We start from the raw sequence: 25,829 nt of genomic DNA on the forward strand, positions 1-25,829 counted from the left end.
CTGATACATTGTTTTCTCCAAGGCGTTTCACACTTTACGGGACCTTGGTGGAAAGAAGGCATTTGCGGGTGTTACGATTCTGACCGTAACGACGGGGTATACAGATGCGGTATTCATTAAAAAAGGAGAACAAACATGAAGTTCAGGAAGGTAGCTGTACTTACATTGATCGGTGCAATGGCAATGAGCATGACAGTATTCGCGGATTCTGATCTGTCCAAGATCAGCGGAGACATCAGCTGCACCGGATCATCCGCCCTTCAGCCGCTTGTCCAGGCGGCAGCGGACAAGTTTGCCGATGTCGCGCCGGGTGTGAACATCACGGTCGATGCGGGCGGATCAGGACAGGGACTTCAGAACGTTTCAGATAGAACTTCGACTGTCGGCGATTCTGACGTATTCGCTGAGGAGAAGCTCGATAAGGACAAGGCCGCAGAGCTGGTTGACCATCAGGTCTGCGCAATCGGCATGGCGGTTGTCGTCTCCCAGGATGTGGCTGACGGCGGGGTCAAGAGCCTGACAACCGACCAGCTCGTCTCGATCTTTACGGGAGAGACAACCAACTGGAAGGATGTCGGGGGCCCGGATGAGGACATCACACTTGTCCTTCGCCCGGAGGGATCCGGAACCCGCGCAACCTTCGATAAGTATGCGCTTGGCGGAGCAGAGGAAGCGGGCGAGGCGATGGAGAACGACAACTCCGCAGAGCTTCAGAAAGCGCTTCAGGACACGAATGGCTCTGTCGGATACCTGGCTCTTTCCTATATTCTTCCGGACAATGCGAAGGATGCAATGAAGGGAATTGCGACGGTTGCAATCAATGATGTCGAGCCGACGCTTGAGAACATCTACAGCGGCAAGTATGACGTCTGGGCTTATGAGCATATGTACACCAAGGGGGATGCAGACGAGGCAACCCAGGCCTTCATCGATTACATCACCGGCGACTTCTCGGATGATGTCGAGTCCCTTGGCTACTGCGTCTCCTCCAAGCTCACCAAGACGGACGGCCACACCGGGACTGCGGATGCAGCCGCAGCGACAGAAGCAGCAACCGAGGCACAGTAAGTTTCAACACCGCCCGGATCCAGAAGACGGAAACCGGAAAAGTCAGGCAGAAACAGTCTGAGACCCGCCCACCCGAAGGAACATCGATTCGGGTGGGCTTTTTTGGAGAATCCAATCTATGTATAGCAGAGGAAAAGAAAAAACCTGGAAATTCTTTGTGATGCTTTGCGGGCTTCTGATGATTGCCCTTCCGATTGCGATCGGTGTGTTTCTTGCAATTAAGGGGAATGCCCTTTTTTACCACTATCATCACACGCTCTGGGAATTTCTGTTCACAACGACCTGGAAGCTGAAGGACGACCTGACCGGAGGCGGACAGGGGGGTGCAGCGATCTTTATCGTCGGCTCCCTGATTGTCTGCGGACTGGCGCTTTTGATCGCGGTGCCGTTCTCACTGGCAGTCGCCATCTTCATGACGGAGATCGCGCCGAAGACCGGAAACCGGATTCTGCGCCCGGCGGTGGAGATCTTTGTCGGAATCCCCTCCGTTGTATATGGCTGGATCGGCATGACGGTTCTGGTTCCGGCGCTCCAGAGCCTGTTTCACCTCAAGACCGGCCGGTCGGTACTGGCGGGCGGCATTGTCCTGGCGATCATGATTTTCCCTTCCATCACAACGGTGGCGGCGGATGCGATCCGTGCGGTGCCGGTCTCCGCAAGGATGGCGGCGTACGGCCTTGGCGCGACGCGCTGGCAGGTCATCCATCAGATTGTGATGCCGGCTGCGAAAACGAGTGTGCTGACCGGTGTGATCCTCGGACTTGCCAGGGCGTTCGGCGAGGCACTTGCCGTGGCTATGGTCATTGGCAAGACACCTGCATTTCCAAAAGGAATCTTCGGACAGACAGCAACCATGACAACCGTCATTGCGTCACGGATGGCGGAGCTGATGGAGGGCAGTGAAGCCAAGGCAGGGCTCTGGACGATCGCGTTTGTCCTGTATCTGATTTCGCTGCTGTTCATGTTCCTGATTCATCTGATTGCGGCAAAGGGGGCGAAGAAAGAATCATGACAGAGATCAAAAACGAGCAGACAAAAGATCTGACACCCTCCAGAGGTCTGATCGGTCGCGCGAAGGCTGTTGACCGGATCTGGACCGTCGTGTTTTACCTGGTTGCACTGTTTTTCCTTCTTCTGCTGTTTGCGTTTGCAGGCTACGTTATCATCAAGGGCTTTGCCGGTGCAACGCCGGAGATGTTCCGGTTTGACAGAAATGGAATCGGAAACTATTTCTTCAATACCATTTATCTGGTCTTTCTGTCTCTTCTGATCTCGGTGCCGATCGGTGTGATGGGCGGGATCTACATGGCAGAATATGCAAAAGACAATGCTTTTACGAAATTTCTCCGAATCGCAATCGAGACGCTGTCCTCCCTACCGTCAATCGTAGTCGGCCTGTTCGGATATCTGATCTTTCTGGTTGCGACCCATTCACAGCCAAGCCTTCTGGCAGGTTCGATCTGTGTGGCCATTCTGTCCCTCCCGCTGATGACGACAACGACGGAGGATGCGCTCAGAAGCCTTCCGCCGAGCTATAAGCTCGGGTCTCTTGGCATGGGGGCGACGCTCCGGCAGACGATCCAGTCGGTTCTGATTCCGGCCTGTGTTCCGAGAATTATCACGGGTGTCATCCTGGCCGCCGGCCGTGGTTTCGGCGAGGCAGCAGCACTTCTGTATACCTCCGGTTCCGACACCAACATCAAGTGGAATCCACATGCGTGGATCAATCCGTCGCTGAACCCGTTTAACCCGCTCAGACGCGGCGGCACCCTCTCTCTGAAAATTTGGTCCTCCTTCACGGCGTCCGTCGGCGCGGAGGATGTTGCCAATCTGAGTGCGGCGATTCTGATGATTCTGGTGCTGTCCTTCTCCCTGCTTGCGCATTATCTGGAGGGGAGAATCCGGAAGAAGATGGGCGATACCAAGTGAGCCTTTGGGAGGATAAGAAGAGATGAGTGAAAACAGCAAGTTTACAGCGAGGAATCTGAATCTCTACTACGGGGATTTCCACGCGCTGAAGAATATCAATTTTGAAATCGAGGCCAACAAGATCACGGCACTGATCGGACCCTCCGGCTGCGGCAAGTCAACCTTCCTGAAGACCTTGAACCGTATGAACGATTTCGTCGAAGGCTGCAAAATTGAAGGAGATGTCCTTCTGGACGGAAAAGACATCTATAAGACAGACATGAGCGCCATCGAGCTGAGGCAGAGAGTCGGGATGGTCTTCCAGCAGCCCAATCCTTTTCCGAAATCCATCTATGAGAATGTCGCCTATGGACCGAGAATCCGTGGGATCAAAAAGAAGAGCGAACTGGATGAGATTGTAGAGACCTCCCTGCGCGAGGTCGGAATCTGGGATGAATTCAAGGACCGCCTGCACAAATCTGCGCTGGGACTCTCCGGCGGGCAGCAGCAGCGGCTCTGTATTGCGAGGACCGTCGCCGTTCATCCGGAGGTCGTTCTGATGGATGAGCCGACTTCGGCGCTGGATCCGATCTCCACGATGAAGATCGAGGATCTGGCTGTGGAAATGAAGAAAAAGTACACCATCGTGATTGTCACGCACAACATGCAGCAGGCAAACCGGATCTCCGACACGACGGCCTTCTTCCTGCTGGGCGAGCTGATCGAGGCCGGTGCGACAAAGGATCTCTTCCTCAATCCGAAGAACAAGAAGACGGAAGAATACATCACCGGAAGGTTCGGCTGACTGCCGGGCACGGCAGGGAACAGGCGGCCGTATCAGACTGGAAGCGGCTTGTCAGCTGTGCCGTGGAGAATGATGGGGACTGAAGAAGCTTACGCAGGCAGAAGACCGGTTGAGCATATACCAGAGAAAGACAGACGGACTGAATGAGAGTCACCCAGGCAGTTCGTCCCGGAGAGTCAGGAGGTAAGTATGGGAACACGGAAAGGATATGACCTGGAGTTGAAGGAGATCAATGACCGGGTGGAGACGATGGGCAAGCAGGTGCTGCTCGCCATTGACCGGACGATCATCGCGCTGGAGAAGATGGATGTCGTGGCGGCGAATGCGATCATGAAGAATGATGCACTGATCGATGCGATGGAGACAGACATCGAGGAGCGGTGTATTCAGATTGTCGTCAAGGAGCAGCCAATCGCATCGGACTGGAGACGGCTGGCGAGCTACATGCGGATGATCAGCGACCTGGAGCGGATCGCGGACAACTGCAGTGACATCGCCATCTACATCAAGAAGCTGGCGTCCCTGAAAACCGTCACGCCTCCGGCTCATCTTGGTGAGGCCTTCTCGTCCATGAGGCAGATGGTCGCCGACATGGTGGAGGCCTTCCATAATGAAGATCTTCAGCTGGCAGAAAAGGTCGTAAAGGCAGATGATGTCATCGATGATCTGTTTGAGAAGAATGTTCAGGAAATCCGGGATGCCATCAAGGCAGACACAGATGCCATCGAGCAGTATCTGGATTATCTGTTCATCGACAAGTATGTAGAGCGGATGGCGGACCACGTGACTGCCGTCGCGTCCTGGATTTCTTTTATCACAAAGGGCGAACTGAACATCATGTTCACGGACCGCTATGCCAGGGAGAGCAAGGACGACCCACAGTGACAGCAGAAGCCACGACGGCCTTTCTTATTTTTTACAGACATTTCACGGCGGCAGGCGGTCAGAGTTCACATTCTGCATGTACACTCTTCCTGTAATCAAAAAAACAGGATAACTTGCAGGAGGGAAAACGGAATGCTGAATCACAAAATCACTGGAATGATTCTGACGGGAACGCTTGCGGCATGTCTGAGCGTGTCTGCAATGGCATCGACCGCTCATTTCAATGACTCCAGCGTGACAGGAAAGGATTCCGGCTGGGAAGACTGGACAAAAAAAGTGGCCGACTGTTGCGGCAGACTACGAGAAGGTTTCCATCTCAGTCGGCGCAGACCAGACACAGCTGAATTTCGGATGGTATTCCAAATCGAAGGATGATGCCAAGGTATTCTTCGGAGAGGATCAGGAGAAGCTCCAGGAGTTTGACGGAGAGAGCGGAGAAGTTGACAAAACCTTCACAGGTGACACTCAGTACTATTACAATCATGTGACGGTCACGGGCTTGAAGGAATCGACGAAGTATTACTATACGGTCCAGAAGGATGGAAAGCAGACAGATCCCGCAGAGTTTGACACCCAGTCTTTTGATACGGTCAAGATGCTCTTTGTAGGCGATCCGCAGGTTGGAACCTCAAAGGGACAGCCGACTTCCTCCTCCGAGGAGCTTGCGGAGGACAGCGGCGAGGCGAACACGGCAGCCGAGAATGATGGCTTTGCATGGAACCGGACGCTGAACATCGCGCTGGATCAGAACAAGGACATCAACTATATCATTTCCGCAGGCGACCAGGTCAACAACACAGGGAACCCGAAGGAAGAGGAATTTGCCAGCTACCTGAACGCAGAAAAATTGTCCGGCATCGCAGAGGCGACCACAATCGGCAATCATGACTCCCTGACGAAGGATTACGGATATCACTTCTTCAATCCGAACCAGACTGGGAAAGGACAGACGGAAGCAGGCGGCGACTACTACTACAGCTATGGACCCGGCCTTTTTATCGTGCTGAATACAAACAATTACAATGTCGCGGAGCATGCGGAGACAATCAAGGAAGCGGTGGCCTCGAACCCGGACGCAAAGTGGAGAATCGTCACGATCCATCAGGACATCTATGGTTCAGGGCTTGACCATTCCAACACAGATGGCATGATCCTTCGTACACAGTTGACACCGCTTTTTGATGAGAATGATATCGACGTCGTTCTCCAGGGCCATGACCACACCTACAGCAGAACCAAGATGCTGGAAGGCGATGGTCAGGAGCATGGTAAGTATGAGTTCAGACTGGATGATACAGGCAAGGACTATGATTGGGACCATGCTTACAATGTTGACACGGATGAAGCAATCAAGCTTGATACGTCGGACGCGACCGATGACGAGAAGGCTGCGAAGGAAAAGTTCGACCAGGACAACAGTTGCTACACCATCGAGGATGTGGATGGCAATTCCGTCAACAATCCGACTGGGATCCTCTACATGACTGCAAACTCCGCATCCGGTTCCAAGTACTATGAGCTGGCGGAGACACAGCAGGATTATGTAGAAGTCCGCAGCCAGAACTGGCTTCCGTCCTACTCAGTCATCTCTTTGAGCGACAGTGCTTTCACGATCGATACGTACCAAATCAAGGACGATGGATCGGTCGAGGCGATCGATGACACCTTCACCATCAACAAGACGGATTCTTCAGATGAAACTTCAGCTGTGACCGAGGCACAGTAAACCTGAACACCAATCAGCTGCTCTGTGCGATAACAGCGCAGGGCAGATCAGACATACAGGGTTTGGAAGAAGCTGCTCCAGGCGTAAGAGCCCGGGGCAGCCTTTCATATACAGATATTGTGGAGCTGAGATATGGGACGATTTACGGTCAAAAAGCCAATGATCAAAGAGAAGCAGACAACTGTGACCGGAAGAAGGATTGAGAAACTGAAAGAAAGCACGTCATGCGGAAAAAGAATCTGGGTCCGGCGGACGGTGATGGCGACCATCTTTCTTATTCTGATTCTTGCAGCCTACAGGCTGAACACGATGAAAAAGACGGAGCTTGTCACCCGCACCGGGAATACATATGAGAAGGGGGTTGTGCAGAAAGTCCTGCAGGACAACCTGCAGGCAGACGGGACACGCAGTGGAGAACAGGTCGTGACAGTGAAAATGACAACAGGAGTGCGCAAAGGAGAGGTCATTCAAATGACCTCTGCATCTGGTTTCCTGTTTGGGACAGCCTGCACGCCCGGTCTTCATGTCATAGTCGTTCAATCCGTCTCCGGTGACTCAACGGTATCCTCCGTCTATTCCAGAGACCGAGGTGGGATGATCCTTCTTTTTGGCCTGCTGTATCTTGCAACCCTGATCGCGGTCGGCGGTCGGCAGGGATTGAAGGCTTCCGCCGGCCTCATCATCACGTTCTTCATCATCATTTTTATCTGGATTCCGCTCATCTATCTGCGGGTCTCGCCAATCCGCTCCGCCGTTGTGATCTGTGCCCTGACGACCATTCTGACCTTCTGGTGCATCGGCGGAATCAGCCGCAAGACGATCACTGCAACGCTCGGGACGGTCTCAGGTGTTGTGATCGCCGGAATCTTTGCGGAGATTTTCTCTCTGGTGACGGGAATCAGCGGCTGGAATGTCTCGAACATCGAGACATTGCTGACGATCTGGGAGTCAAACCGCATTAAGGTCGGAGGCCTTCTCTTTGCAGGAATTCTGATCTCGGCGCTCGGTGCGGAGATGGATGTGGCGATGTCTATATCCAGCTCAATGCAGGAAGTGTGCAGACAGAATCCCGGGATTTCCAGATGGGAACTTTTCTGTGCGGGTATGCGTGTGGGAAGAGATATGATGGGAACGGATTCTAATACGCTGCTTCTTGCTTTTGTCGGGACGGAGGTCTCTCAGCTGGTCCTGAATTTTGCCTACGATCTTCCGGCTGCACAGGTCCTCAATTCCAACAACATCGGAATTGCTGTCATGCAGGGCCTTTCCGGCAGCTTCGGCATTGTGCTGTCCGTCCCGATTACCGTGCTGATCGCATCCTGGATTTTCCGTGGGAAGCCGTCAGAATCCACAGAACGGATTCTTCAGTGAAGATCCAGCTCCGGCGGCTCGTCGAGATGCTGCGAAACGTACTTCCCATCTTTCTTGCGCTGCCGAACGCATTCGGTCAGGAGGTATTCGATCTGGCCGTTGACAGAGCGGAAATCATCCTCTGCCCAGGCAGCGATTGCATCGTAGAGCTTTTCATTCAACCTGAGCGGAATCTGTTTCTTTGCCAAGCGTATCCCTCCTTTTCAGCTTAATACAGCGAGCCGGAGTTGACGACTGGCTGCGCATCACGATTGCCGCATAGAACGACCAGCAGGTTGGAGACCATGGCAGCCTTTCGCTCGTCGTCGAGATCGACAACATTATCTTCCTTCAGCTTCTCAAGCGCCATCTGAACCATACCGACAGCACCGTCTACGATCAGTTTTCTCGCATCGACGATTGCCGATGCCTGCTGGCGCTGCAGCATCGCGGCCGCGATCTCCGGCGCGTAGGCCAGGTAAGTAATGCGGGCATCCAGGATCTCGAGCCCGGCAACCTCAACCTTGCTCTGGATCTCGTCCCGGATCCGCTTTGCGACGACCTCTGTTGAGCCGCGCAGGGAACCGTCGTCCGCCTGACCGTCGCCTGTGGTGTCAATGTTCGGCGCGACGTCGTATGGATAGATCTTCACGACATTGCGGACGGCCGCATCGCATTGGAGCGAGAGGTATTCCTTGAAGTTGTCGACGGTGAAGACAGCCCTCGCTGTATCGACAACCCGCCACATGACGGCGACCCCGACTTCGACCGGGTTTCCGAGCGCGTCGTTGACCTTCTGTCGGCTGTTGTTTAGGGTCATCACCTTGAGAGAAATGACATTCCCGCTGGAAGAGGGGGTGGAGGGCTCGGCGGCACCCTTCAGCAGTGCTGCTGCGACAGAATTTTTGTCGCCATCGTTCACATCCCGGCTCTGTCCAAGCTGGGTTCTCTTAGCGGGATTGAAGCTGCTGCAGAAGGGATTGACCGCATAGAAGCCAGGTCCCTTCAGTGTTCCAATGTAGTCGCCGAACAGTGTGATGACGAGCGCCTCCTGCGGCTTCAGGACACGCAGACCTGCCAGCGGAAGCCAGCAGATGCAGGCCAGGATCATGGAAATGACCTGGAGCGCCAGAGGGGCGTCGGTTGAGATGAAAAAGACGGTCAGAAGCACCAGTCCGATCTCGAGTGCAAGGGTCAGGGTGAGAACGAGCATACCGTTCTTCCTGGCATTCAATATCTTTTCCTTTACATTTACATCCTGAGGCTGTTTTCCGGCAGCTGTACTTGACGTTTGATTCTGATTCTGATTCAGATTGTCCATCATGATTGGATCCTCCCTCCAATTTGCGAAGATGTCTTACTGATATCTAAATGATATCAAAACTTAACGTGCTGTCAAGAACGTCAGGCTGTTTTATGACACTTTTATTGCAGATCCGGGTACGCTACGATCTGGCAAACCAGATATAATTGGGCGTATGGTTTTGAATACTGCACGAATCATCTGTAAGGAAAGGATTCTCTGATCACGCATGGGCTATCATCAACTGTCTTACCTGCTGGGATTTCTCCCGTTGGTTCTTCTATTATTCTCCATCTGTCCGAAACGATCCAGAAGGTATGTGCTTGCCGGTGCCTCCTGGCTGTACTTCTTTCTATGCAGCCGGTATCTGATTGTCTATCTTCTCGGAACGACGGTATGGACTTACCTCATGGGGATCTGGATCGGGAAGCTTGGAGAAGGGCTTCCGGAGAGTGCAGCCGCTGCTTCCCGGGATCCGTACAGAAAACAGGCGATGGCACATCATGCTGCGATGCTCCTTGCGAATGGTGTTCTGTTTGGGGTTCTTTTCTATCTGAAATATACCGGCTTTTTTGTACGGCAGCTGAACAAGCTGGTTGTGCATGCAGGCGGGGCTGCGATCATCGCGCCAAGGCTGCTTGTGCCGATCGGTATATCCTTCTATACGCTTGAAGCGGTGGGATATCTTCTCGAGGTCTACTGGAGAAGAATTCCGGCGGACAGGGATTTCATCCGGATTGCGCTTTTCCTGGGGTTCTTTCCGCAGACGATGGAAGGACCGATTGCACGCTACGGAGATACTGCGATGCAGTTTTCCAGCCTTCCGGAGAAGGTGGAAATAACGAGATGCGGTATGCCGGGCATTCAGGCGCAGAGCGGCGTGCCGCGCACGCTGGAGGAAATGACAGCCTCCGCTATGCGCATCTGCTGGGGGATGTTCAAGAAGCTGGTCGTGGCCGACCGGCTGAACATCATCGTTGCGACGTTGTTCGGGGAATATGAAAAACAGAATGGTGTGCTGATCATTGTGGCAGCCGTCTGCTACACGGTCCAGCTTTACATGGAGTTCTCCGGGATGATGGATGTGGTCATCGGCTCTGCCAGACTGTTTGGCATCCGTCTGCCGGAGAATTTTCGCCAGCCCTTTTTCTCTCAGACAGCATCGGAATTCTGGAGAAGATGGCATATCTCACTCGGCGCCTGGCTGAAGGACTATCTGTTCTATCCGGTCGCCGCATCGACAACGGCCAAAAAGCTGGGGAAAAGACTCCGGAAAATGTCCGGACGGTATGTGGCGAAGCTGGCCGTCTCTGCGCTGGCGCTGACGCCTGTCTGGCTGTTCAACGGCCTGTGGCATGGAGCGGAATGGAACTACATCTTCTACGGGATCTATTATCTTGTGCTGCTGATCCTGGAGCTGGCGCTTGAGCCGGTCAAGGCGGGCTTTTACCGCAGGACAGGGATCCGTCAGAACGGCCGGGGTGCCACGCTGCTGAGGATTCTGAGAACCTGGGTGATCATTTTCACCGGGGAGATGTTCTTCCGCGCACCGGGGCTGCGGGCAGGATTCTGCATGTTCCGGAGTCTGTTTCACAGTTTTGGAATCAGCCGCCTCTGGGACGGGACGCTCCTGACATTCGGCCTGGGAATGGCAGACTGGACAGCCATCATCGGCGGAACAGCTGTTGTCTTTCTCTATGATCTGCTGCGTGAGCGCGGCTTTTCCATCCGGGACTGGGTTTTTGCAAGAAAGCTCCCGGTCCGGTGGGCACTTTACAATGTGCTTATATTCGCGGTGATCATTTTTGGCGCATACGGAACCGGCTATCAGGCAGTCGACCTGATCTATGCCGGATTCTGAAGGGTACAGCAATATGGGAAAAGAGACATCAAAATCGATCCGGTCAGGAAGAAGGACCGCACTGCAGGTGCTTGCATTTTTGGCCTGCCTGCTGGTCCTGCTGCTTCTGGCGTCACGGCTTTTTATGGAGATCACCGGCGCGGAGGCAAAGCATGGATATCGCTCCCGCAACACGGTCTACTGGGATCTTGAGCAGGAGAAAAAGAACAGCCTGGATGTCCTTGTACTTGGAAACAGTGAGGCCTTTGCGTCCTTCTCCCCGATGGAGCTGTGGCTTGGCGGCGGCATTCCGGCCTACCTGGCATCGATTCCGGGGGAGACGATGGTGGAAATGAATTCCATCCTCCAGGCGGCGCTCAGACGGCAGCACCCGAAGGCACTGCTCATCGAGACACATGCGCTTTATACTGATCTGGAACCTGGAAAGGCAGATGAACTGCTGCTTCAGCAGGCCGGGCAGAATGCATTTCAGATCTTCCGGCTGCATAATCTCTGGAAGGATGCCATCGAAAAGCCGAAGAACAAACGAAGGGTCTGGAAGGGATTTCGGCTGATGCCTACAATCAGACCGCCGAAGCAGCTTGGCGATTATATGAATCCCGATGACGGGACAGAGCCGATTGACCCTCAGAATGTCCGGATTCTTAAAAAGATTCAAAAAATCTGTGAGAGAAGAGGGATGGAACTGCTCCTGTACAGTGCGCCATCCCCGAAGAATTACAATATGAAGCGACACAACACACTCGCGCGCCTGTCAGAAGAGCTGGGCGTGCCGTATACCGACCTGAACCTGAAGACCGGGGAGGTCGGAATCGATTGGACGACGGACAGCCTCGATGGAGGTGATCACCTGAATCTGTCAGGAGCGCGGAAGACGACGGCTTATCTTCAGAGGATGCTTCAGACAGAAGTGCCGGCGCTTTTCGACAAGCGGTCCGATCCGGCCTACAGCGGATGGAACGGGCTGGCGGCACGGTACCAGAAGCGGGAAAGCAGGATGCTCGCGAAGATGAGAGAACGGGCTGCGGCGCAGGGACTCACTCCATGACGTAGCCCACATTCCGGATGGTCTTGATGCGGTCTGCGGAATTCCCGAGCTTCTGGCGCAGAGTCTTGATGTGCATGTCAACGGTGCGGGACTCCCCCTCGAAGTTTGTATCCCAGACGCGCTGCATGATGACGTCTCTTGTCATGACGATGCCCGGATTGCTCATCAGAAGCCGCAGCAGCTCGAATTCCTTGTATGTCAGATCAATCGGCTGGCCATCAACTGTGACGATGCGGCGGGAGCTGTCAAGGCACACATTTTCCAGCTGCAGGACAGGCCGGATCTGGTCGCCCTGGGTTCTCCGGAGCAGGGCTTTCACGCGCGTGATCAGCTCCATGACGGAGAAGGGCTTTTTGATATAATCGTCAGCACCGATATCGAGTCCCTTGATCATATCGATCTCGGCCGTTTTTGCCGTCACCATGATGACCGGAACATGAGCCGTCATCTCATTTTGGCGAAGCTTTTTCAGAATTTCATTTCCATCCATATCGGGGAGCATGATGTCAAGGAGAACCAGATCTGGCATCTTCTCCGAGACAGCCCGGAAGAAATCCTTTCCGTTCGAGAAGCCCTGGACGGTATGTCCGGAATTCTTCAGTGCAATGCTCTCAATCTCCTGAATATCTCTGTCATCCTCAACAATGTAAATCTCAGCCATGTCCGATTTCGCTCCTGTAAGAAAAATGCTGTCTTCCGTAACAGAGTGATTACAGTGTCAAAAGTCCGCCACCACGCATGCTTGCATGCAGGTGGTGGCAGGACTTATTGACACGCGTAATCATAAATGAGTGTCAAAAGTCGAGTGTAAAAAGTCCGGCACTTAACTCACAGGATACCAGAAGGATGTAAAAAGATCGATAAGCAAATGAAAAATCTGCGTAAAGTGGTCTGGCGCAGGAACAGGGCATGCGTGACAGCCCTCCGGGTACATGGTAGAATTGTTTCAACATGTCAGAATGAAGGGTTGCCGCGTACGCCGGGCTGCCTGAGCCGGGGATATTCAAGTGAGGAGGAACAGTATGCTGGATGAGAGAATGATCAGACAGATGCCGAAGCTGGGCTTTGGGCTGATGCGTCTGCCGAGGGCGGACGAGGAAAAGGATATCATCGACCTTGAGCAGACAAAAAGAATGGTCGATGCGTTCATGAGTGCAGGGTTGAAGTATTTTGACAGTGCCTATGTCTACAATGGCAGTGAGGAAGCGGCGAGAAAGGCGCTGACAGAACGCTACCCGCGCGACAGCTTCTACATCACCTCGAAGCTGAATGTTAATGCTTCCTATATTCATAATGAAGCGGAGGCGAAGGCGGAGTTTGACGAATCGCTCAGGCGCGAGGGAGTCGATTACTTTGACTTCTATCTGCTCCATGCGCTGGGAAGCGGAAACATTCAGAAGTTTGAAGACTGGCATCTGTGGGAGTTTATAAGGAAGAAGAAGGCGGAGGGGAAGATCCGCCACTACGGGTTCTCCTTTCACGACACGCCTGAGCTGCTCGATGAGCTGCTGACGAAGCACCCGGATGTCGAGTTTGTCCAGCTCCAGGTCAACTATGCGGACTGGGAGAATCCGCGTGTGCAGTCCAGGGGCTGCTATGAGACCGCCGTCAGGCATCACAAGCCGGTCATCGTGATGGAGCCGGTCAAGGGTGGAACCCTGGCCAGCCCGCCGAAGGCCGCAAGAGAACAGATGAAGGCAGCAGATCCGGAGGCCAGCTACGCATCGTGGGCCATCCGGTTTGCAGCCAGCCTGCCGGGCGTCATGGTGGTGCTCTCCGGGATGTCCGATGAGGAACAGACAGCGGATAACATATCCTATATGAAGGATTTCCAGCCACTCAGCGAAAAAGAACAGGAAGTGATCCGAAGCGTGCAGAAGATCCTCGCCGAAATCGATCAGATTCCGTGTACCGCCTGCCGCTACTGCGTAGCGGGCTGTCCGAAAAAAATCAATATTCCGGGCATATTCAGCGCGATGAACCTTCAGATGGTCTATGATAACCATACATCCGCAGTGAGAAATTATGCTTTTTCTACAGGAGAAGGGCATGGAAAGGCATCAGACTGTATCCATTGCGGCCAGTGTGCAAGACAGTGCCCGCAGCACATTCAGATTCCGGAATGGATGGACAAAATCGCAGCGATACTGGAGTAAACGGGACGTCCGCAATGAAATTCCATAGACACAGCAGACTCAGGATATGCAGACAGACTGGCAGGAGCAGCCATCTTGCATTTTAGAAGTACAGGAGTATGGGAAAGACTGGTTGCTACATTTTAATTTTGCTATATAATGAAACACTGTAAAGGAAAAAGGACCCTGGTTGGGTTCAAATTGAAAGGAGTTCTGTTATGGATAAGGAACAGTATCTTGCGGTATACCGCCACTCCCTCGCCCATGTGCTGGCGAAGGCTGTGATTGAGATCTACGGGAAGGACGTTCAGTATGCGATCGGACCGCAGATCGAGGATGGCGCGTACTATGACTTTGTGCTTCCCGCAGGAAAGTCGATCACCGAGGCAGATTTCACAGCGATCGAGAACAAGATGCATGAGATCCTGAAGAGGAAGGAAGACTGGACATGCAGGGAGGTCAGCCGCGCGGAGGCTCTTGAGCTCTTCAAGAATCAAAAGTTCAAGACCGAGCTGATTGGGGACCTTCCGGAAGACGAGAAGATCACTGTTTACTATACCGGGGATGACTATGTCGACCTGTGCCGTGGACCTCATGTGTCCAACTCCCAGGAGCTTCTGAGTGCGGCATTCAAGATCCACTCCACCTCCATGGCATACTGGAGAGGGGATGAAAAGCGTGACAGGCTGCAGAGAGTCTACCTGTATGCATTTCCATCGAAGGACGAGCTCAAGGCGCACCTCAAGATGATCGAGGAGGCAAAGGAGCGTGATCACCGGAAGATCGGCACGCAGCTCGAGCTCTTTATGTTCAACGAGACCGCTCCGGGTATGCCGTACTGGCTGCCGAGAGGGTGGCAGATGTACCAGGCGCTCATGAAGTACAGCCGTCAGATCCAGAGAAAGCATGGCTATACCGAGATCGCGGCGCCGCTGATCAATAATAAGCGCCTGTGGCTTGTCAGCGGGCACTGGGCACACTATCTGAACAATATGTTCATTGTGCCGGGCGTTGACGGGTACACGAAGGCGGATGTCGATGTCGATGAGCTTGTCGCAGACCTGAAGGATCCGGATGCAGAGACCTCCAAGACAAAGATCGAAGCTGGATCCGTGGTTTACAACCGCGAGAATCCGGACACGATGGCTGCAAAGCCGATGAACTGCCCGAACGCCATGCTCACCTACAAGAGAAAGACCCGCTCCTACAAGGAGCTGCCGATCCGCTATGGCGAGTATGATGTCCTTCACCGCAAGGAGAAGTCCGGACAGCTGAACGGCCTGCTCCGTGTGCAGGAGTTCCGTCAGGACGATTGCCATACCTTCGTCATGGAGTCCCAGATCAAGGATGAGATCGCGGACATCATCTCCATCGCGGACGAGGTCTACAAGACCTTCGGCGTCAGCTACCGGGCAGAGCTCTCCACTAGGCCGGATGATTTCATGGGAGACATCGAGGTCTGGAACCAGGCGGAGGCTGATCTGCGCGAGATTCTGGATGAGAAGTACGGGAAGGGCGGCTACGAGGTCAATGAGGGAGACGGCGCGTTCTACGGACCGAAGATTGACCTTCAGATAAAGGACGCCATCGGAAGAGAATGGCAGTGCGGTACCATTCAGCTGGATTTCCAGCTTCCGCATAACTTTGGCCTGACCTACACGGCCGAGGATGGATCCAGTCAGATGCCGGTTGTCATCCACAGGGCAATCTACGGATCACTTGAGCGTTTCATCGGAATCATCATCGAGAACTTTAAGGGGAACTTCCCGTTCTGGCTTTCCCCGATGCAGGTCGGCATCGTTCCGATCCGTCCGGAGCACAACGCCTATGCAAAGAAGATTGAGGATCTGCTGGTCGACAGAGGAATCCGTGTGGAGGCCGACTACAACGACATCAACATGAAGACCAAGATCAAGACCTTCCACAACTACAGGGATCCGTACATCCTGGTCCTCGGCGACAAGGAAGCGGCGGAGAACACCGTCTCCATCAACATCAGAGGCAATAAGAAGCTGAATGATGTTCCGGTGGAGAAGTTCCTCGAGCTCTGCGACCGGATGAACAAGACACACTGCCTTGACATCATCGATACACTGGACTGATAATGAAAAGCCATCCGCTGATCATACCTCAGCGGATGGCTTTTCTTATGCGCTTCGCACGTATTTCATTCTCGATCTGTATTTCGGATGGTGGCGTTGAGTGTATTCAATACTTTTTTCTTGTCAGCGCTCCAGAGCGGCGCAATCAGGAGCGCTTTTGGGCCATCCCCGGTGAGGCGGTGGATGACTATTTCCTCGGGAAGAAGCTTCAGACAGGAGATGACAATCCGGCAGTATTCCTCAAGAGTCAGGATATGGAAGGGTTTTTCCTGATATTCCCGCGCAAGCTGCGTGCCACGAAGCACGTGAAGAAGCTGGAGCTTGATGCCGTCCGTGCGGATGCCTTCTGAGTAGCCGACTTGGTAACGCCAAAACAGATCGCTCACATGCCGGACAGTCTGGAGCATATCTGATTCATTTTCATCGGGAAGTCCCAGGATGACATGGACAATGACGGTCAGACCAGCCTCTTTCAGTCTGCGGTAGGCATCGTCAAAAACCTTCAGGGCATATCCTCTGTGGATGCGCTGTGCGGTCTGATCACTGGCGGTCTGAAGTCCCAGTTCCACCCAGACAGGCTTGAACCGGTTCAGCTCTCTGAGCATCCGAATCTGATCACTTCCGAGACAGTCGGGCCGGGTACCGACGGAGAGAATGCAGATTTCCGGCCGCCGGATGGTTTCCTGATAGAGCGAACGGAGCCTTTTCACATCGCCGTAGGTGTTGGTGTAGGACTGAAAGTATGCAATGTACAGCCGCTTTTCTGCCGGGATCGAGGAGGGGATCTTCTGATCCACACGCTGTTTTGCAAGACGGATCTGCTCTTCGACAGGCAGGAGAGGGGAGGCGAATTCTCCGGATCCGCCGTTTGAGCAGAACGTGCAGCCTCCTGTCCCGAGCGTGCCATCTCTGTTCGGGCAGCTGCAGCCCGACTGAAGGGACAGCCTGTATATTTTCTGGCCATAGGTTTCCTTCAGGACGTCTGAAACACTCCGATATTCCAATTTTCTTCTCTCCTTTTCAGATTTTCATTTTTCAAACCTGACGTTCCTATTATGAAAGGATCTGTCTGCCTTTTCAAGGCATGGAAGCAGCGGGGGTATGAAATGGACGGAATCGGTAATCGAAAGGCCGGGATTGATTCAGAGTCTGCTCAGCGGTACACTCATGTCAGGCTGCCTGGACCAGCGGAACTTAAGCCGGCGGTAATAAAGGCTGATGGGATCAGGCTTGCGATATGAGGATGGCGGAAAGAGACCGTCAGTAAAAGGCTGGTGGGAATAATAGGCGGTCAGGATAAAAGAAACAACGAGGAGGAATACGCATGCAGTACCAGATTGAAGATATTCTGGAAGCGGACTTTGGCTGCGAGGAGCGGGAGGAAGGGGCACCTCTTCTGTGCTGCCTGGTACTGTCGGCAGACGGAAAACGAATATACCGGAACATTCCGGATGAACTGGCCAGGAAGTGCGCGCTGGCAAAAGGAATCGTGCTGACAGAGGAGGAGCTGCGAGGGCTTGAGGCAGGAACAGCGCTGGGAATGGATTGATCATTCGGAAGATAGCTGACAGGTTTCCGGAGCCGGGCCTGAAAGGGCTCAAGGCATGCAGATGTGGATATGAAGAGAAACGGAGTCAACGATATTGATGAATATGGAGATCAGAAAAACCGAAGAGAGGGATCTGCCGGAGGTTCTGGCAATCTACAGATATGCGAGAACTTTTATGAGGGAACACGGGAACCCGAGGCAGTGGGGCGACAAATGGCCGCCCGAGGCGCTGATCCGGGAGGACATCCGGAGAGGAAAGAGTTACGTCTGCGAGGCAGATAGGAGGGTTGAAGCGACATTTTTCTATGATGAGGGGGAGAACGTCGAACCGGCGTACTCGGTTATAGACGGAAGCTTTACAGGGCCGGCGCGATATGGCGTCGTGCATAGAATTGCAGCTTCCGAAAATGGTCATGGCGCCGGCTCTTTCTGCGTGAACTGGGCGGTATCTCAGTGCGGGAACCTCAGGATTGATACGCATCCGGATAACCTCATCATGCAGCATATGCTCCAGAAAAACGGGTTCCGGTACTGCGGAATCGTCCATATTCCGGAGGACGATGACCCGAGATACGCCTATGAGAAGGTGGTACGCTGCGGGGAACGCTATTATCTGAAGAACGAACTTTTGACGCGCTATCATGATGAGGAGTGGGGAAAGCCTGAGCATGACGCGCAGAAGCTCTATGAGATGTTTGTCCTGGAGCTTTTCCAGGCAGGTGTTTCGTGGGAACTTCTGCTCAGAAAGCGGGAGAATTTCCGAAGCGCTTTTGACAACTTTGACGTAGAGAAAATTGCGGCGTACGGACCGGAGAAGATTGACGCGCTGATGCAGGATCCGGGCATTATCCGGAACCGCAGGAAGATTGAGGCGGCCATCGGGAATGCACGTGTGGTGCTGAAGCTGAGGGAAGAGTTTGGGTCATTTTCAAATTATCTCTGGCACTTTACGGAAAACCGGAGTATCCCGGAGCGCATGGACGCTGTGACCGACCAGCTGAGTGATGACGTGTCGAAGGATATGAAAAAGAGGGGGATCCGTTTCGCCGGTTCGGTGACAGTGTTTTCCTTCCTGCAGGCGGTCGGCATTCTCTACTGCCATGATCCGGAATGCCTCTGCTTTCACAGAGACCACGCGGAGACATTTGCACAGAACCACTATCAGCCGGAAAATCGCGTGTCCGGCGGGAGAAACGACAGATGATCATTGGAATAGAGGATGATTTCAGTCTTGAGAAGATGGCAGACTGCGGGCAGTGCTTCCGGGCTGTCTGCCTCCCGGACGGGAGCTATCGGTTCATCAGCCGCGAAAAGGTTCTGAATATCAGGGAACAGGTCCCTCATCAGTTCCAGGTGTCCTGCTCTGAGGAGGAGTGGGATGAATTCTGGAGAGACTACTTTGATCTGTCCAGAACATACAAGCGGATCAGGGAGGACCTTCTTCTGCAGCTCAGCGGAGAAAGGACGACCCCTTTCGGACAGACATCCCGCGGGATATCAGAGGGAGATGCCGCCACAGAAACAGCCCGCAGGCAGGGCAGCATAGACCCCGGAGAACGATGTATCCAGGGACTAGACGTGGGTTCAGATGCTGCGATCCGATTCCTGACGCAGGCGGAGCAGGCGGGCAGGGGACTGCGGATTCTTCGGCAGGATCCGTGGGAGATGCTGATCACCTTCATCATCTCGCAGCGCAAGAACATCCCGGCGATCCGGTTGGCGGTTGAGAAGCTGGCGATGTTATACGGACATCCGGTGAAGGAGATGCTGTTTACCTTCCCGACTCCGGAAGAACTGGGAAGAGCATCGGAGGCGGATCTGCGGACGGCGGGACTTGGATACCGTGCGCCGTATGTGAAGGATGCGGCGGACAAGGTGCTGTCGGGAGCGCTTGACCTTGAAGCGCTGGGGAAACTGGATGATGGGGCGCTCTTTGAGAAGCTGATGACCGTGAAGGGTGTCGGAAAAAAGGTAGCTAACTGCATTTGCCTGTTCGGATTCGGCAGAACATCCAGAGCACCGGTTGACGTCTGGATCGAACGGGCAATCACTCTGTGCGGCGGAGTGGATCCATTTCCGGCATTCGGAGAATATGCAGGCATCATGCAGCAGTACGCCTTTTACTACATGACGCATCAGAAAATGTGACGGGGCATCTATCTTCATGCAAGTGTCTTCACAGGGCGGGATACCGGGAATCATCACGTCCGGCTCTGTGACAGCATGAAAAGTCCCGGAGCATCTGATGGTTTTCCATCAGATGCTCCGGGTTTTTTCATGAGTGACCTGTTTCTGGCTGCATTCTGATTATCTGCTGACAACGAAGTTCACGATTCTGCCCGGTACATAGATCTCCTTGCGGATCGTTCCCGTCAGACGGCCTGCGAGCGCTTCCTTTGCGGCTGCAATCGCTTCATCCTTTGTCGCATCCTTCTTGATTGTGATGCGGGTACGGAGCTTTCCGTTCTCCTGGACAGCCACCTCAATCTCGTCCTCGATGGTCTTGGACTCGTCAAAGACCGGCCACGGCGCAAGGGAGCAGAAGCCCTCATGGCCGGTGAATTCCCACAGCTCCTCGCAAAGATGCGGTGCAAACGGGCACAGGAGCTTGACGAAGGTTTCAAACTGTTCCTTCGAAATCGCGCCCACTGCGCTGATCTCATTGATGAGCGTCATCATCGCGGCGATGGCAGTGTTGAACTTGGTCGTCTCGATATCATCGGACACCTTCTTGATGGTGCGATGGACAGCTGCTTCCAGCTTGTCCGTCTTCGACCGATCATCCGAAATCAGATCGGTGAGGCCGGCGACACGGTCAAGGAATCTCCGGCAGCCCTTGACGGAGCTGTCATTCCACGGAGCTGCGGCACTGTAGTCGCCCATGAAAAGCACATAGGTGCGGAGCGTGTCGGCACCGTACTGATCCACGATATCGACCGGGTCAATGACATTGCCCTTCGACTTGGACATCTTGTCGCCGTCGGAGCCGAGGATCAGTCCCTGAATCGTGCGCTTCTTGTATGGCTCCGGACACGGAACCTCACCGATATCATAGAGGAATCTGTGCCAGAAGCGGGAGTAGAGCATATGCCTGGTGACATGCTCCATACCGCCGTTGTACCAGTCAACCGGCATCCAGTATTTCAGCTTGTCCGGATCCGCAAATGCTTGTTCATTGTGCGGGTCGCAGTATCTGAGGAAATACCAGGAGGAACCGGCCCACTGCGGCATGGTGTCTGTCTCACGCTGTGCCTTGCCGCCGCACTTCGGGCAGGTGCAGTTGACAAACTCCGGAACACGCGCCAGCGGGGACTGACCGTCCTGCCCGGGCTCGAAGTTGTCAAGCTTCGGAAGCTTCAGCGGAAGCTGATCATACGGAACCGGGACAATGCCGCAGTTCGGGCAGTGGATCAGCGGAATCGGCTCTCCCCAGTAACGCTGACGGTTGAAAGCCCAGTCCTTCATCTTGTACTGGACGCCCTTCTCGCCGATGCCTCTCTCCTCGAGAACCTCCAGCATCTTCCGGATGGAATCCTTCTTGTTCGTGTAGCCGTTCAGGAAGTCAGAGTTGATCATCTTCCCGTCGCCGGTGTAGGCTTCCTTCTCAATGTCTCCGCCCTCAATGACCGGGATGATCTCGCAGCCGAACTTGTGCGCGAAATCCCAGTCACGCTGATCATGTGCCGGAACAGCCATGATCGCGCCGGTGCCGTAGCCCATCATGACGTAGTCAGCCGCAAAGATCGGGATCTCCTTCCCGTTGACCGGGTCAATGGCAGTCAGCCCCTCCAGACGGACACCGGTCTTGTCCTTGACAAGCTGGGTGCGCTCAAATTCAGTCTTCTTGGCGCACTCTTTGCGGTAATTCTCCAGCTCGTCCCAGTTCCGGATCTGATCCTTGTGCTTGTCAAGCAGCGGATGCTCCGGTGCGACAACCATGAAGGTGACACCGAAGAGGGTGTCGCACCGGGTCGTATAGACGCGGAGGCTGTCATCGGTTCCCTTGACAGAGAAGTTGACGAAGGCACCCTCTGACCTTCCGATCCAGTGAACCTGCTGCTGCTTGACGTTCTCCGGATAGTCGACATCCTTCAGACCCTCCAGCAGCTTGTCCGCGTACTTTGTGATGCGGAGATACCAGACCTTCTTCGGGAGCTGGATGACATCGTTATGGCAGATATCGCACTTGCCGCCCTGGGAATCCTCGTTGGAGAGGACGACCTTGCAGTGCGGGCAGTAGTTGACAAGCGTCGTATCGCGGAACACAAGCCCATGCTCGAACAGCTTGAGGAAGATCCACTGGGTCCACTTGTAGTAGTCCTCATCTGTCGTGTCGATCACACGGCTCCAGTCAAATGAAAAACCGACGCTTTTCAGCTGCTGGGTGAAGTGGTGGATGTTCTTGTCCGTGATCACCCTCGGGTGCGTGTTCGTCTTGATCGCATAGTTCTCGGTCGGCAGACCGAACGCATCAAAGCCGATCGGGTTCAGGACATTGTAGCCCTGCATCCGTCTCTTTCTCGAGACAACCTCGATGCTGGAATATGCCTTGATATGGCCGACGTGCATGCCGGCGCCGGACGGGTACGGGAACTCGACAAGACCATAGAACTTTGGCTTTTTATCAAAGTCCTTCGCCTCGAAGATCCGGGCGTCCTCCCACTTTTTCTGCCACTTGGGCTCGATCTTTTTTACATCGTATTTCATAAACGGACTCCTCCCCTCCGCCGGTCTGGCAGGGGTATGATGCAAGTGTATTTCCGAGTGCTTTCCATATAATAGCGCACTTGCCCCATCCTGACAAGAAAGCGAACAAGCGCCCCATCTGCCTTCATTCGTTTCCGGAAAATGACTGCCGGGGAATCGGGCTTATAAAAATGACTGTCGGAGAATCGGGATTTCTTGACAGGAGAATAGGCCTATGCTACTTTAGCAGGTGTCGAAGGAGGCGTTTGCGGTCTGATCCTGTCCGATAAGGCACAGACTGCAGACGCTTCATGCATTTTTTCTAAGAATTGGTCCGATTGAGGAACGTTCCAGCATTTGGAGGAGAAGGAAAGTGGCGACAAAATATATCTTTGTAACCGGCGGTGTGGTTTCCGGCCTTGGCAAGGGCATTACGGCAGCAAGCCTTGGCAGACTTCTCAAGGCGAGAGGCTTCAAGGTCGCTTCCCAGAAGCTGGATCCGTATATTAATGTAGATCCGGGGACGATGAGTCCGTACCAGCACGGCGAGGTGTATGTGACGGAGGATGGCGCGGAAACAGACCTTGACCTTGGACATTATGAGCGCTTCATTGACGAGGACCTGAACAAGTATTCCAACCTGACGACCGGAAAGGTTTACTGGAATGTCCTGCACAAGGAGAGAAACGGCGAGTATCTGGGGGAAACGGTCCAGGTTATCCCGCATGTGACGAATGAAATCAAGTCATTCATCTACCAGGTCGGAAAGAAGGGAAACGCCGATATCATCATTACGGAGATCGGCGGTACGACCGGCGACATCGAGTCTCAGCCATTTTTGGAAGCCATCCGTCAGGTGCGCTACGAGGTAGGAAAGGAAAACTGCCTGTATATCCACGTGACGCTGGTCCCCTATCTGGAATCCTCCAGGGAGCATAAGTCCAAGCCGACGCAGCATTCGGTCAGAGAGCTTCAGTCCTACGGAATCTTCCCGGACATCATCGTGGCGCGCTGCAACCAGCCCATCGAGAAGAGTATCCTCAGAAAGATTTCGATGTTCTGCAATGTCAAGGAGGATTGTGTCATTCAGAATCTGACACTTCCGGTTCTGTATGAGGCACCGCTCATGCTTGAGGATGCAGGCCTGGCCAGGATCGCGCTTCGCGAGCTTCATCTGGACGAGAACATGCCGGTCGATCTGACCGAATGGAAGGAGATGCTGACACGGATCAACGGCTGTGAGAAGAAGGTACGGATCGCGCTGGTCGGCAAATATGTCCAGCTTCATGACTCTTATCTGTCTGTCGCTGAGGCGCTCAAGCACGGTGGCTGGGAGAACAACGTGGATGTCGATATTGACTGGGTGGACAGCGAGAGCCTCACGGCTGACAATGTCGACTCTGTCCTGAGAGGAGTCAGCGGCATCATCATTCCGGGCGGATTTGGCGGCCGCGGCATCGAGGGTATGGTCAGTGCCTGCCAGTATGCGCGTGAAAACCATATCCCGTTCTTTGGAATCTGCCTGGGCATGCAGATCGCTGTCACCGAGTACGCAAGAGATGTGCTCGGCTGGGCAGATGCCAACTCCGGAGAGTTTGACGAGCAATCTGCTCACAAGGTCATTGATCTGATGCCGGATCAGCAGGGCAACCTGCCGAAGGGCGGCACCATGAGGCTCGGCGCCTATCCGTGCAAGGTGAAGAAGGGAACGGAGCTTTTCAATGCCTATGGGAAAGAGGAGGTGGACGAGCGTCATCGCCATCGCTATGAGGTCAACAATGAATTCCGGCCTCAGATAGAGGAGAAGGGTGTTGTCTTCTCCGGAACGTCGCCGGACAACCACCTGGTCGAGGCAATGGAGCTTCCGGGATATGCATTCTATGTCGGCGTGCAGTTCCATCCGGAGTTTAAATCCCGCCCGAACAAGGCACACCCGCTTTTCCGCGAATTTTTGAAGGCAGCGTCGGGCTTTGCATCTGCCGGAAATGCCACTGGCAAGAAGGGATGAACATGTCATGGATCAGTCAATGATGGATCTGCTGCAGCTGGTCGAGGATGAGGATGTGAAGTTCATCCGCCTCGCCTACTGTGACCTGAACGGGCAGCTGAAGAATATGGCGATCATGTCATCGGAACTTCGGCGCGCGGTTGAGGAGGGCATTTCATTTGATGCGAGCGCGGTTTTAGGCTTTACCGGTGTCGAGTATTCGGACCTGTTCCTGGTGCCGGACAGCTCCACAGTGTCTATCCTGCCCTGGCGGCCGGCACACGAGCGCGTCATGCGGATGCAGTGCGATGTGAAGAATCCGGACGGAAGCATCTTCGAGCCCTACTGCAGGAATGTCCTCCGGAATGCGGTAGACCGGGCAATCAGCCTGGGATACATCGTCAATATCGGAACAGAGTGCGAGTTCTATCTCTTCCGGCAGGACGAAGAGGGCAGGCCGACGCAGATTCCGCTGGACCGCGGCGGTTACAACGATATCTCTCCGATTGACCGGGGAGAGGATATGCGCCGTCGGATCTGTCTTGCAATCGAAGAAATGGGGCTGAATCCGGAGTGCTCACACCACGAGTGCGGACCTGGCCAGAATGAGATTGACTTCCGCTATGCGGATGCGCTGCAGGCGGCGGACAATTTCCTGACGCTGAAGATGGCAGTCAAGTCGCTGGCGCAGCTGAACGACCTTTATGCATCCTTCATGCCAAAGCCGCTTGAGGATAATTGCGGGAACGGACTCCACATCAACTTCTCGCTGATGAGGGGCGGGCATTCTGTATTCAAAAGCGGCGGCGAGCATTCACAGGTCGGGGAGAGCTTTATTGCCGGGATTCTGGAAAAAATTCCGGAGATTACTGCGTTTCTTAACCCGACGCCGAATTCATATGAGCGTTTTGGCAGCTTCAAGGCACCAAAGTATGTGACCTGGTCACACCAGAACCGGTCCCAGCTGATCCGGATTCCGGCGGCAACGGGCGGACATGTGCGGGCGGAGCTGCGCTCGGCAGATCCGTCGTGCAACCCGTATCTTGCATTTGCCCTCCTGATCCATGCCGGACTGGATGGCATTGAGAACGAAACGAAGCTTTGTGAGCCCTACAATGGGAATGCCTATGAGATCAGCGATCCGTCTGTCAGGCGGATTCCGGAAAATCTGGGAGAAGCGCTGAAGCTGGCGGAGCAGAGTGATCTTGTCGCAAGGGCGCTTCCTGAGATGACCAGAGAGGAATTCTTCCAGGAGAAGAAAGAGGAGTGGAAGGAATACCAGCTTTCCTCCGACCGGCATCAGCTTGAGCTTGACCGGTATTTCGGCATACTTTGATTGGAATGGAACGGGAATCGTCAGGCGGCTTCGCCTGTGTCCGGATAGTGCTTCAGTGTTCTGATTGGAAGGAAACTTGA

The 25,829-nt window shown here is 54.0% G+C and carries 22 protein-coding genes; 17 read left to right on the plus strand and 5 right to left on the minus strand.

The window, feature by feature from the left end; genetic code table 11:
* The first annotated feature begins 135 nt into the window (after window positions 1-135).
* The 8 genes from FYJ35_RS09945 (at window position 136) to FYJ35_RS09975 (ending at window position 7,763) form a co-directional block, all read left to right on the plus strand.
* Window positions 136-1,068, plus strand: a complete 933-nt coding sequence (locus FYJ35_RS09945; protein WP_154526072.1) for a phosphate ABC transporter substrate-binding protein — start codon at window positions 136-138, stop codon at window positions 1,066-1,068.
* A 118-nt stretch (window positions 1,069-1,186) separates the two neighbouring features.
* The gene (gene pstC, locus FYJ35_RS09950; protein WP_154526074.1) at window positions 1,187-2,080 is read left to right on the plus strand and encodes a phosphate ABC transporter permease subunit PstC; all 894 of its coding nucleotides are present in this window, start codon (window positions 1,187-1,189) and stop codon (window positions 2,078-2,080) included.
* Complete coding sequence (gene pstA, locus FYJ35_RS09955) at window positions 2,077-2,997, plus strand: phosphate ABC transporter permease PstA (protein ID WP_154526076.1); 921 nt, start codon at window positions 2,077-2,079, stop codon at window positions 2,995-2,997. The genes pstC and pstA overlap by 4 nt, the downstream gene beginning before the upstream one ends.
* A gap of 22 nt (window positions 2,998-3,019) precedes the next feature.
* Window positions 3,020-3,781, plus strand: coding sequence for a phosphate ABC transporter ATP-binding protein PstB (gene pstB, locus FYJ35_RS09960; RefSeq protein ID WP_154526078.1), 762 nt, complete (start codon window positions 3,020-3,022; stop codon window positions 3,779-3,781).
* A 189-nt stretch (window positions 3,782-3,970) separates the two neighbouring features.
* A complete protein-coding gene (gene phoU / locus FYJ35_RS09965; RefSeq protein ID WP_154526079.1) occupies window positions 3,971-4,666 on the plus strand; it encodes a phosphate signaling complex protein PhoU in 696 nt (231 codons plus the stop codon).
* A 132-nt stretch (window positions 4,667-4,798) separates the two neighbouring features.
* Window positions 4,799-5,041: a hypothetical protein gene (locus FYJ35_RS14760; RefSeq protein WP_235906515.1), complete on the plus strand. Its 243-nt coding sequence runs from the start codon at window positions 4,799-4,801 to the stop codon at window positions 5,039-5,041.
* Window positions 5,007-6,392: a metallophosphoesterase gene (locus FYJ35_RS09970; protein ID WP_235906528.1), complete on the plus strand. Its 1,386-nt coding sequence runs from the start codon at window positions 5,007-5,009 to the stop codon at window positions 6,390-6,392. Before FYJ35_RS14760 ends, FYJ35_RS09970 begins: the two co-directional genes overlap by 35 nt.
* 132 nt (window positions 6,393-6,524) lie before the next feature.
* On the plus strand, window positions 6,525-7,763 hold the full coding sequence (locus FYJ35_RS09975) for a YibE/F family protein (RefSeq protein ID WP_235906516.1): 1,239 nt from the start codon (window positions 6,525-6,527) through the stop codon (window positions 7,761-7,763).
* On the opposite strand, the gene FYJ35_RS09980 is transcribed toward FYJ35_RS09975, so the two are convergent.
* Together FYJ35_RS09980 and FYJ35_RS09985 are read right to left on the minus strand one after the other, a co-directional pair.
* Complete coding sequence (locus FYJ35_RS09980) at window positions 7,757-7,957, minus strand: PTS ascorbate transporter subunit IIC (protein ID WP_277067575.1); 201 nt, start codon at window positions 7,955-7,957, stop codon at window positions 7,757-7,759. The two genes, FYJ35_RS09975 and FYJ35_RS09980, sit on opposite strands and share 7 nt — an antisense overlap.
* Window positions 7,958-7,971: 14 nt before the next feature.
* The gene (locus FYJ35_RS09985; protein ID WP_235906529.1) at window positions 7,972-8,955 is read right to left on the minus strand and encodes an SPFH domain-containing protein; all 984 of its coding nucleotides are present in this window, start codon (window positions 8,953-8,955) and stop codon (window positions 7,972-7,974) included.
* Between the two features lie 319 nt (window positions 8,956-9,274).
* On the opposite strand from FYJ35_RS09985, the gene FYJ35_RS09990 reads away from it, so the two are divergent.
* Window positions 9,275-10,906: an MBOAT family O-acyltransferase gene (locus FYJ35_RS09990; protein ID WP_154526083.1), complete on the plus strand. Its 1,632-nt coding sequence runs from the start codon at window positions 9,275-9,277 to the stop codon at window positions 10,904-10,906.
* 13 nt (window positions 10,907-10,919) lie between these two features.
* A complete protein-coding gene (locus FYJ35_RS09995; protein WP_154526085.1) occupies window positions 10,920-11,954 on the plus strand; it encodes a hypothetical protein in 1,035 nt (344 codons plus the stop codon).
* Here FYJ35_RS09995 and FYJ35_RS10000 read toward each other — a convergent pair.
* Window positions 11,944-12,615, minus strand: a complete 672-nt coding sequence (locus FYJ35_RS10000; RefSeq protein WP_154526087.1) for a response regulator transcription factor — start codon at window positions 12,613-12,615, stop codon at window positions 11,944-11,946. The two genes, FYJ35_RS09995 and FYJ35_RS10000, sit on opposite strands and share 11 nt — an antisense overlap.
* Before the next feature lie 361 nt (window positions 12,616-12,976).
* Between FYJ35_RS10000 and FYJ35_RS10005 the strand changes: the two genes are divergently transcribed.
* Both FYJ35_RS10005 and FYJ35_RS10010 read left to right on the plus strand, forming a co-directional pair.
* Entirely contained in the window at window positions 12,977-14,110 is a 1,134-nt protein-coding gene (locus FYJ35_RS10005) for an aldo/keto reductase (protein WP_205839797.1), read from the plus strand.
* A 197-nt stretch (window positions 14,111-14,307) separates the two neighbouring features.
* Window positions 14,308-16,191, plus strand: a complete 1,884-nt coding sequence (locus FYJ35_RS10010; protein WP_154526089.1) for a threonine--tRNA ligase — start codon at window positions 14,308-14,310, stop codon at window positions 16,189-16,191.
* A 65-nt stretch (window positions 16,192-16,256) separates the two neighbouring features.
* On the opposite strand, the gene FYJ35_RS10015 is transcribed toward FYJ35_RS10010, so the two are convergent.
* Window positions 16,257-17,195: a TIGR01212 family radical SAM protein gene (locus FYJ35_RS10015; protein WP_154526091.1), complete on the minus strand. Its 939-nt coding sequence runs from the start codon at window positions 17,193-17,195 to the stop codon at window positions 16,257-16,259.
* Window positions 17,196-17,515: 320 nt separating this feature from the next.
* Here FYJ35_RS10015 and FYJ35_RS10020 point away from each other — a divergent pair, with 320 nt between their 5' ends.
* The 3 genes from FYJ35_RS10020 (at window position 17,516) to FYJ35_RS10030 (ending at window position 19,888) form a co-directional block, all read left to right on the plus strand.
* Window positions 17,516-17,740 carry a hypothetical protein gene (locus FYJ35_RS10020; RefSeq protein ID WP_154526093.1) on the plus strand — a complete coding sequence of 75 codons (225 nt, stop codon included), beginning with the start codon at window positions 17,516-17,518 and terminating at the stop codon, window positions 17,738-17,740.
* Between the two features lie 97 nt (window positions 17,741-17,837).
* The gene (locus FYJ35_RS15010) at window positions 17,838-18,944 is read left to right on the plus strand and encodes a DNA-3-methyladenine glycosylase I (protein ID WP_328597077.1); all 1,107 of its coding nucleotides are present in this window, start codon (window positions 17,838-17,840) and stop codon (window positions 18,942-18,944) included.
* Window positions 18,941-19,888, plus strand: coding sequence for a DNA-3-methyladenine glycosylase 2 (locus FYJ35_RS10030; RefSeq protein ID WP_205839798.1), 948 nt, complete (start codon window positions 18,941-18,943; stop codon window positions 19,886-19,888). Before FYJ35_RS15010 ends, FYJ35_RS10030 begins: the two co-directional genes overlap by 4 nt.
* Window positions 19,889-20,047: 159 nt before the next feature.
* Here the strand turns inward: FYJ35_RS10030 and leuS are convergent, their stop codons facing one another.
* On the minus strand, window positions 20,048-22,447 hold the full coding sequence (gene leuS / locus FYJ35_RS10035; RefSeq protein ID WP_154526097.1) for a leucine--tRNA ligase: 2,400 nt from the start codon (window positions 22,445-22,447) through the stop codon (window positions 20,048-20,050).
* A 352-nt stretch (window positions 22,448-22,799) separates the two neighbouring features.
* On the opposite strand from leuS, the gene FYJ35_RS10040 reads away from it, so the two are divergent.
* On the plus strand, window positions 22,800-24,434 hold the full coding sequence (locus FYJ35_RS10040) for a CTP synthase (RefSeq protein WP_328597078.1): 1,635 nt from the start codon (window positions 22,800-22,802) through the stop codon (window positions 24,432-24,434).
* A gap of 7 nt (window positions 24,435-24,441) precedes the next feature.
* Complete coding sequence (locus tag FYJ35_RS10045) at window positions 24,442-25,749, plus strand: glutamine synthetase family protein (RefSeq protein WP_154526100.1); 1,308 nt, start codon at window positions 24,442-24,444, stop codon at window positions 25,747-25,749.
* Window positions 25,750-25,829 lie beyond the last annotated feature (80 nt).

The sequence above is a fragment of the Porcincola intestinalis genome (assembly GCF_009696445.1).
Lineage (GTDB): Bacteria > Bacillota > Clostridia > Lachnospirales > Lachnospiraceae > Porcincola > Porcincola intestinalis.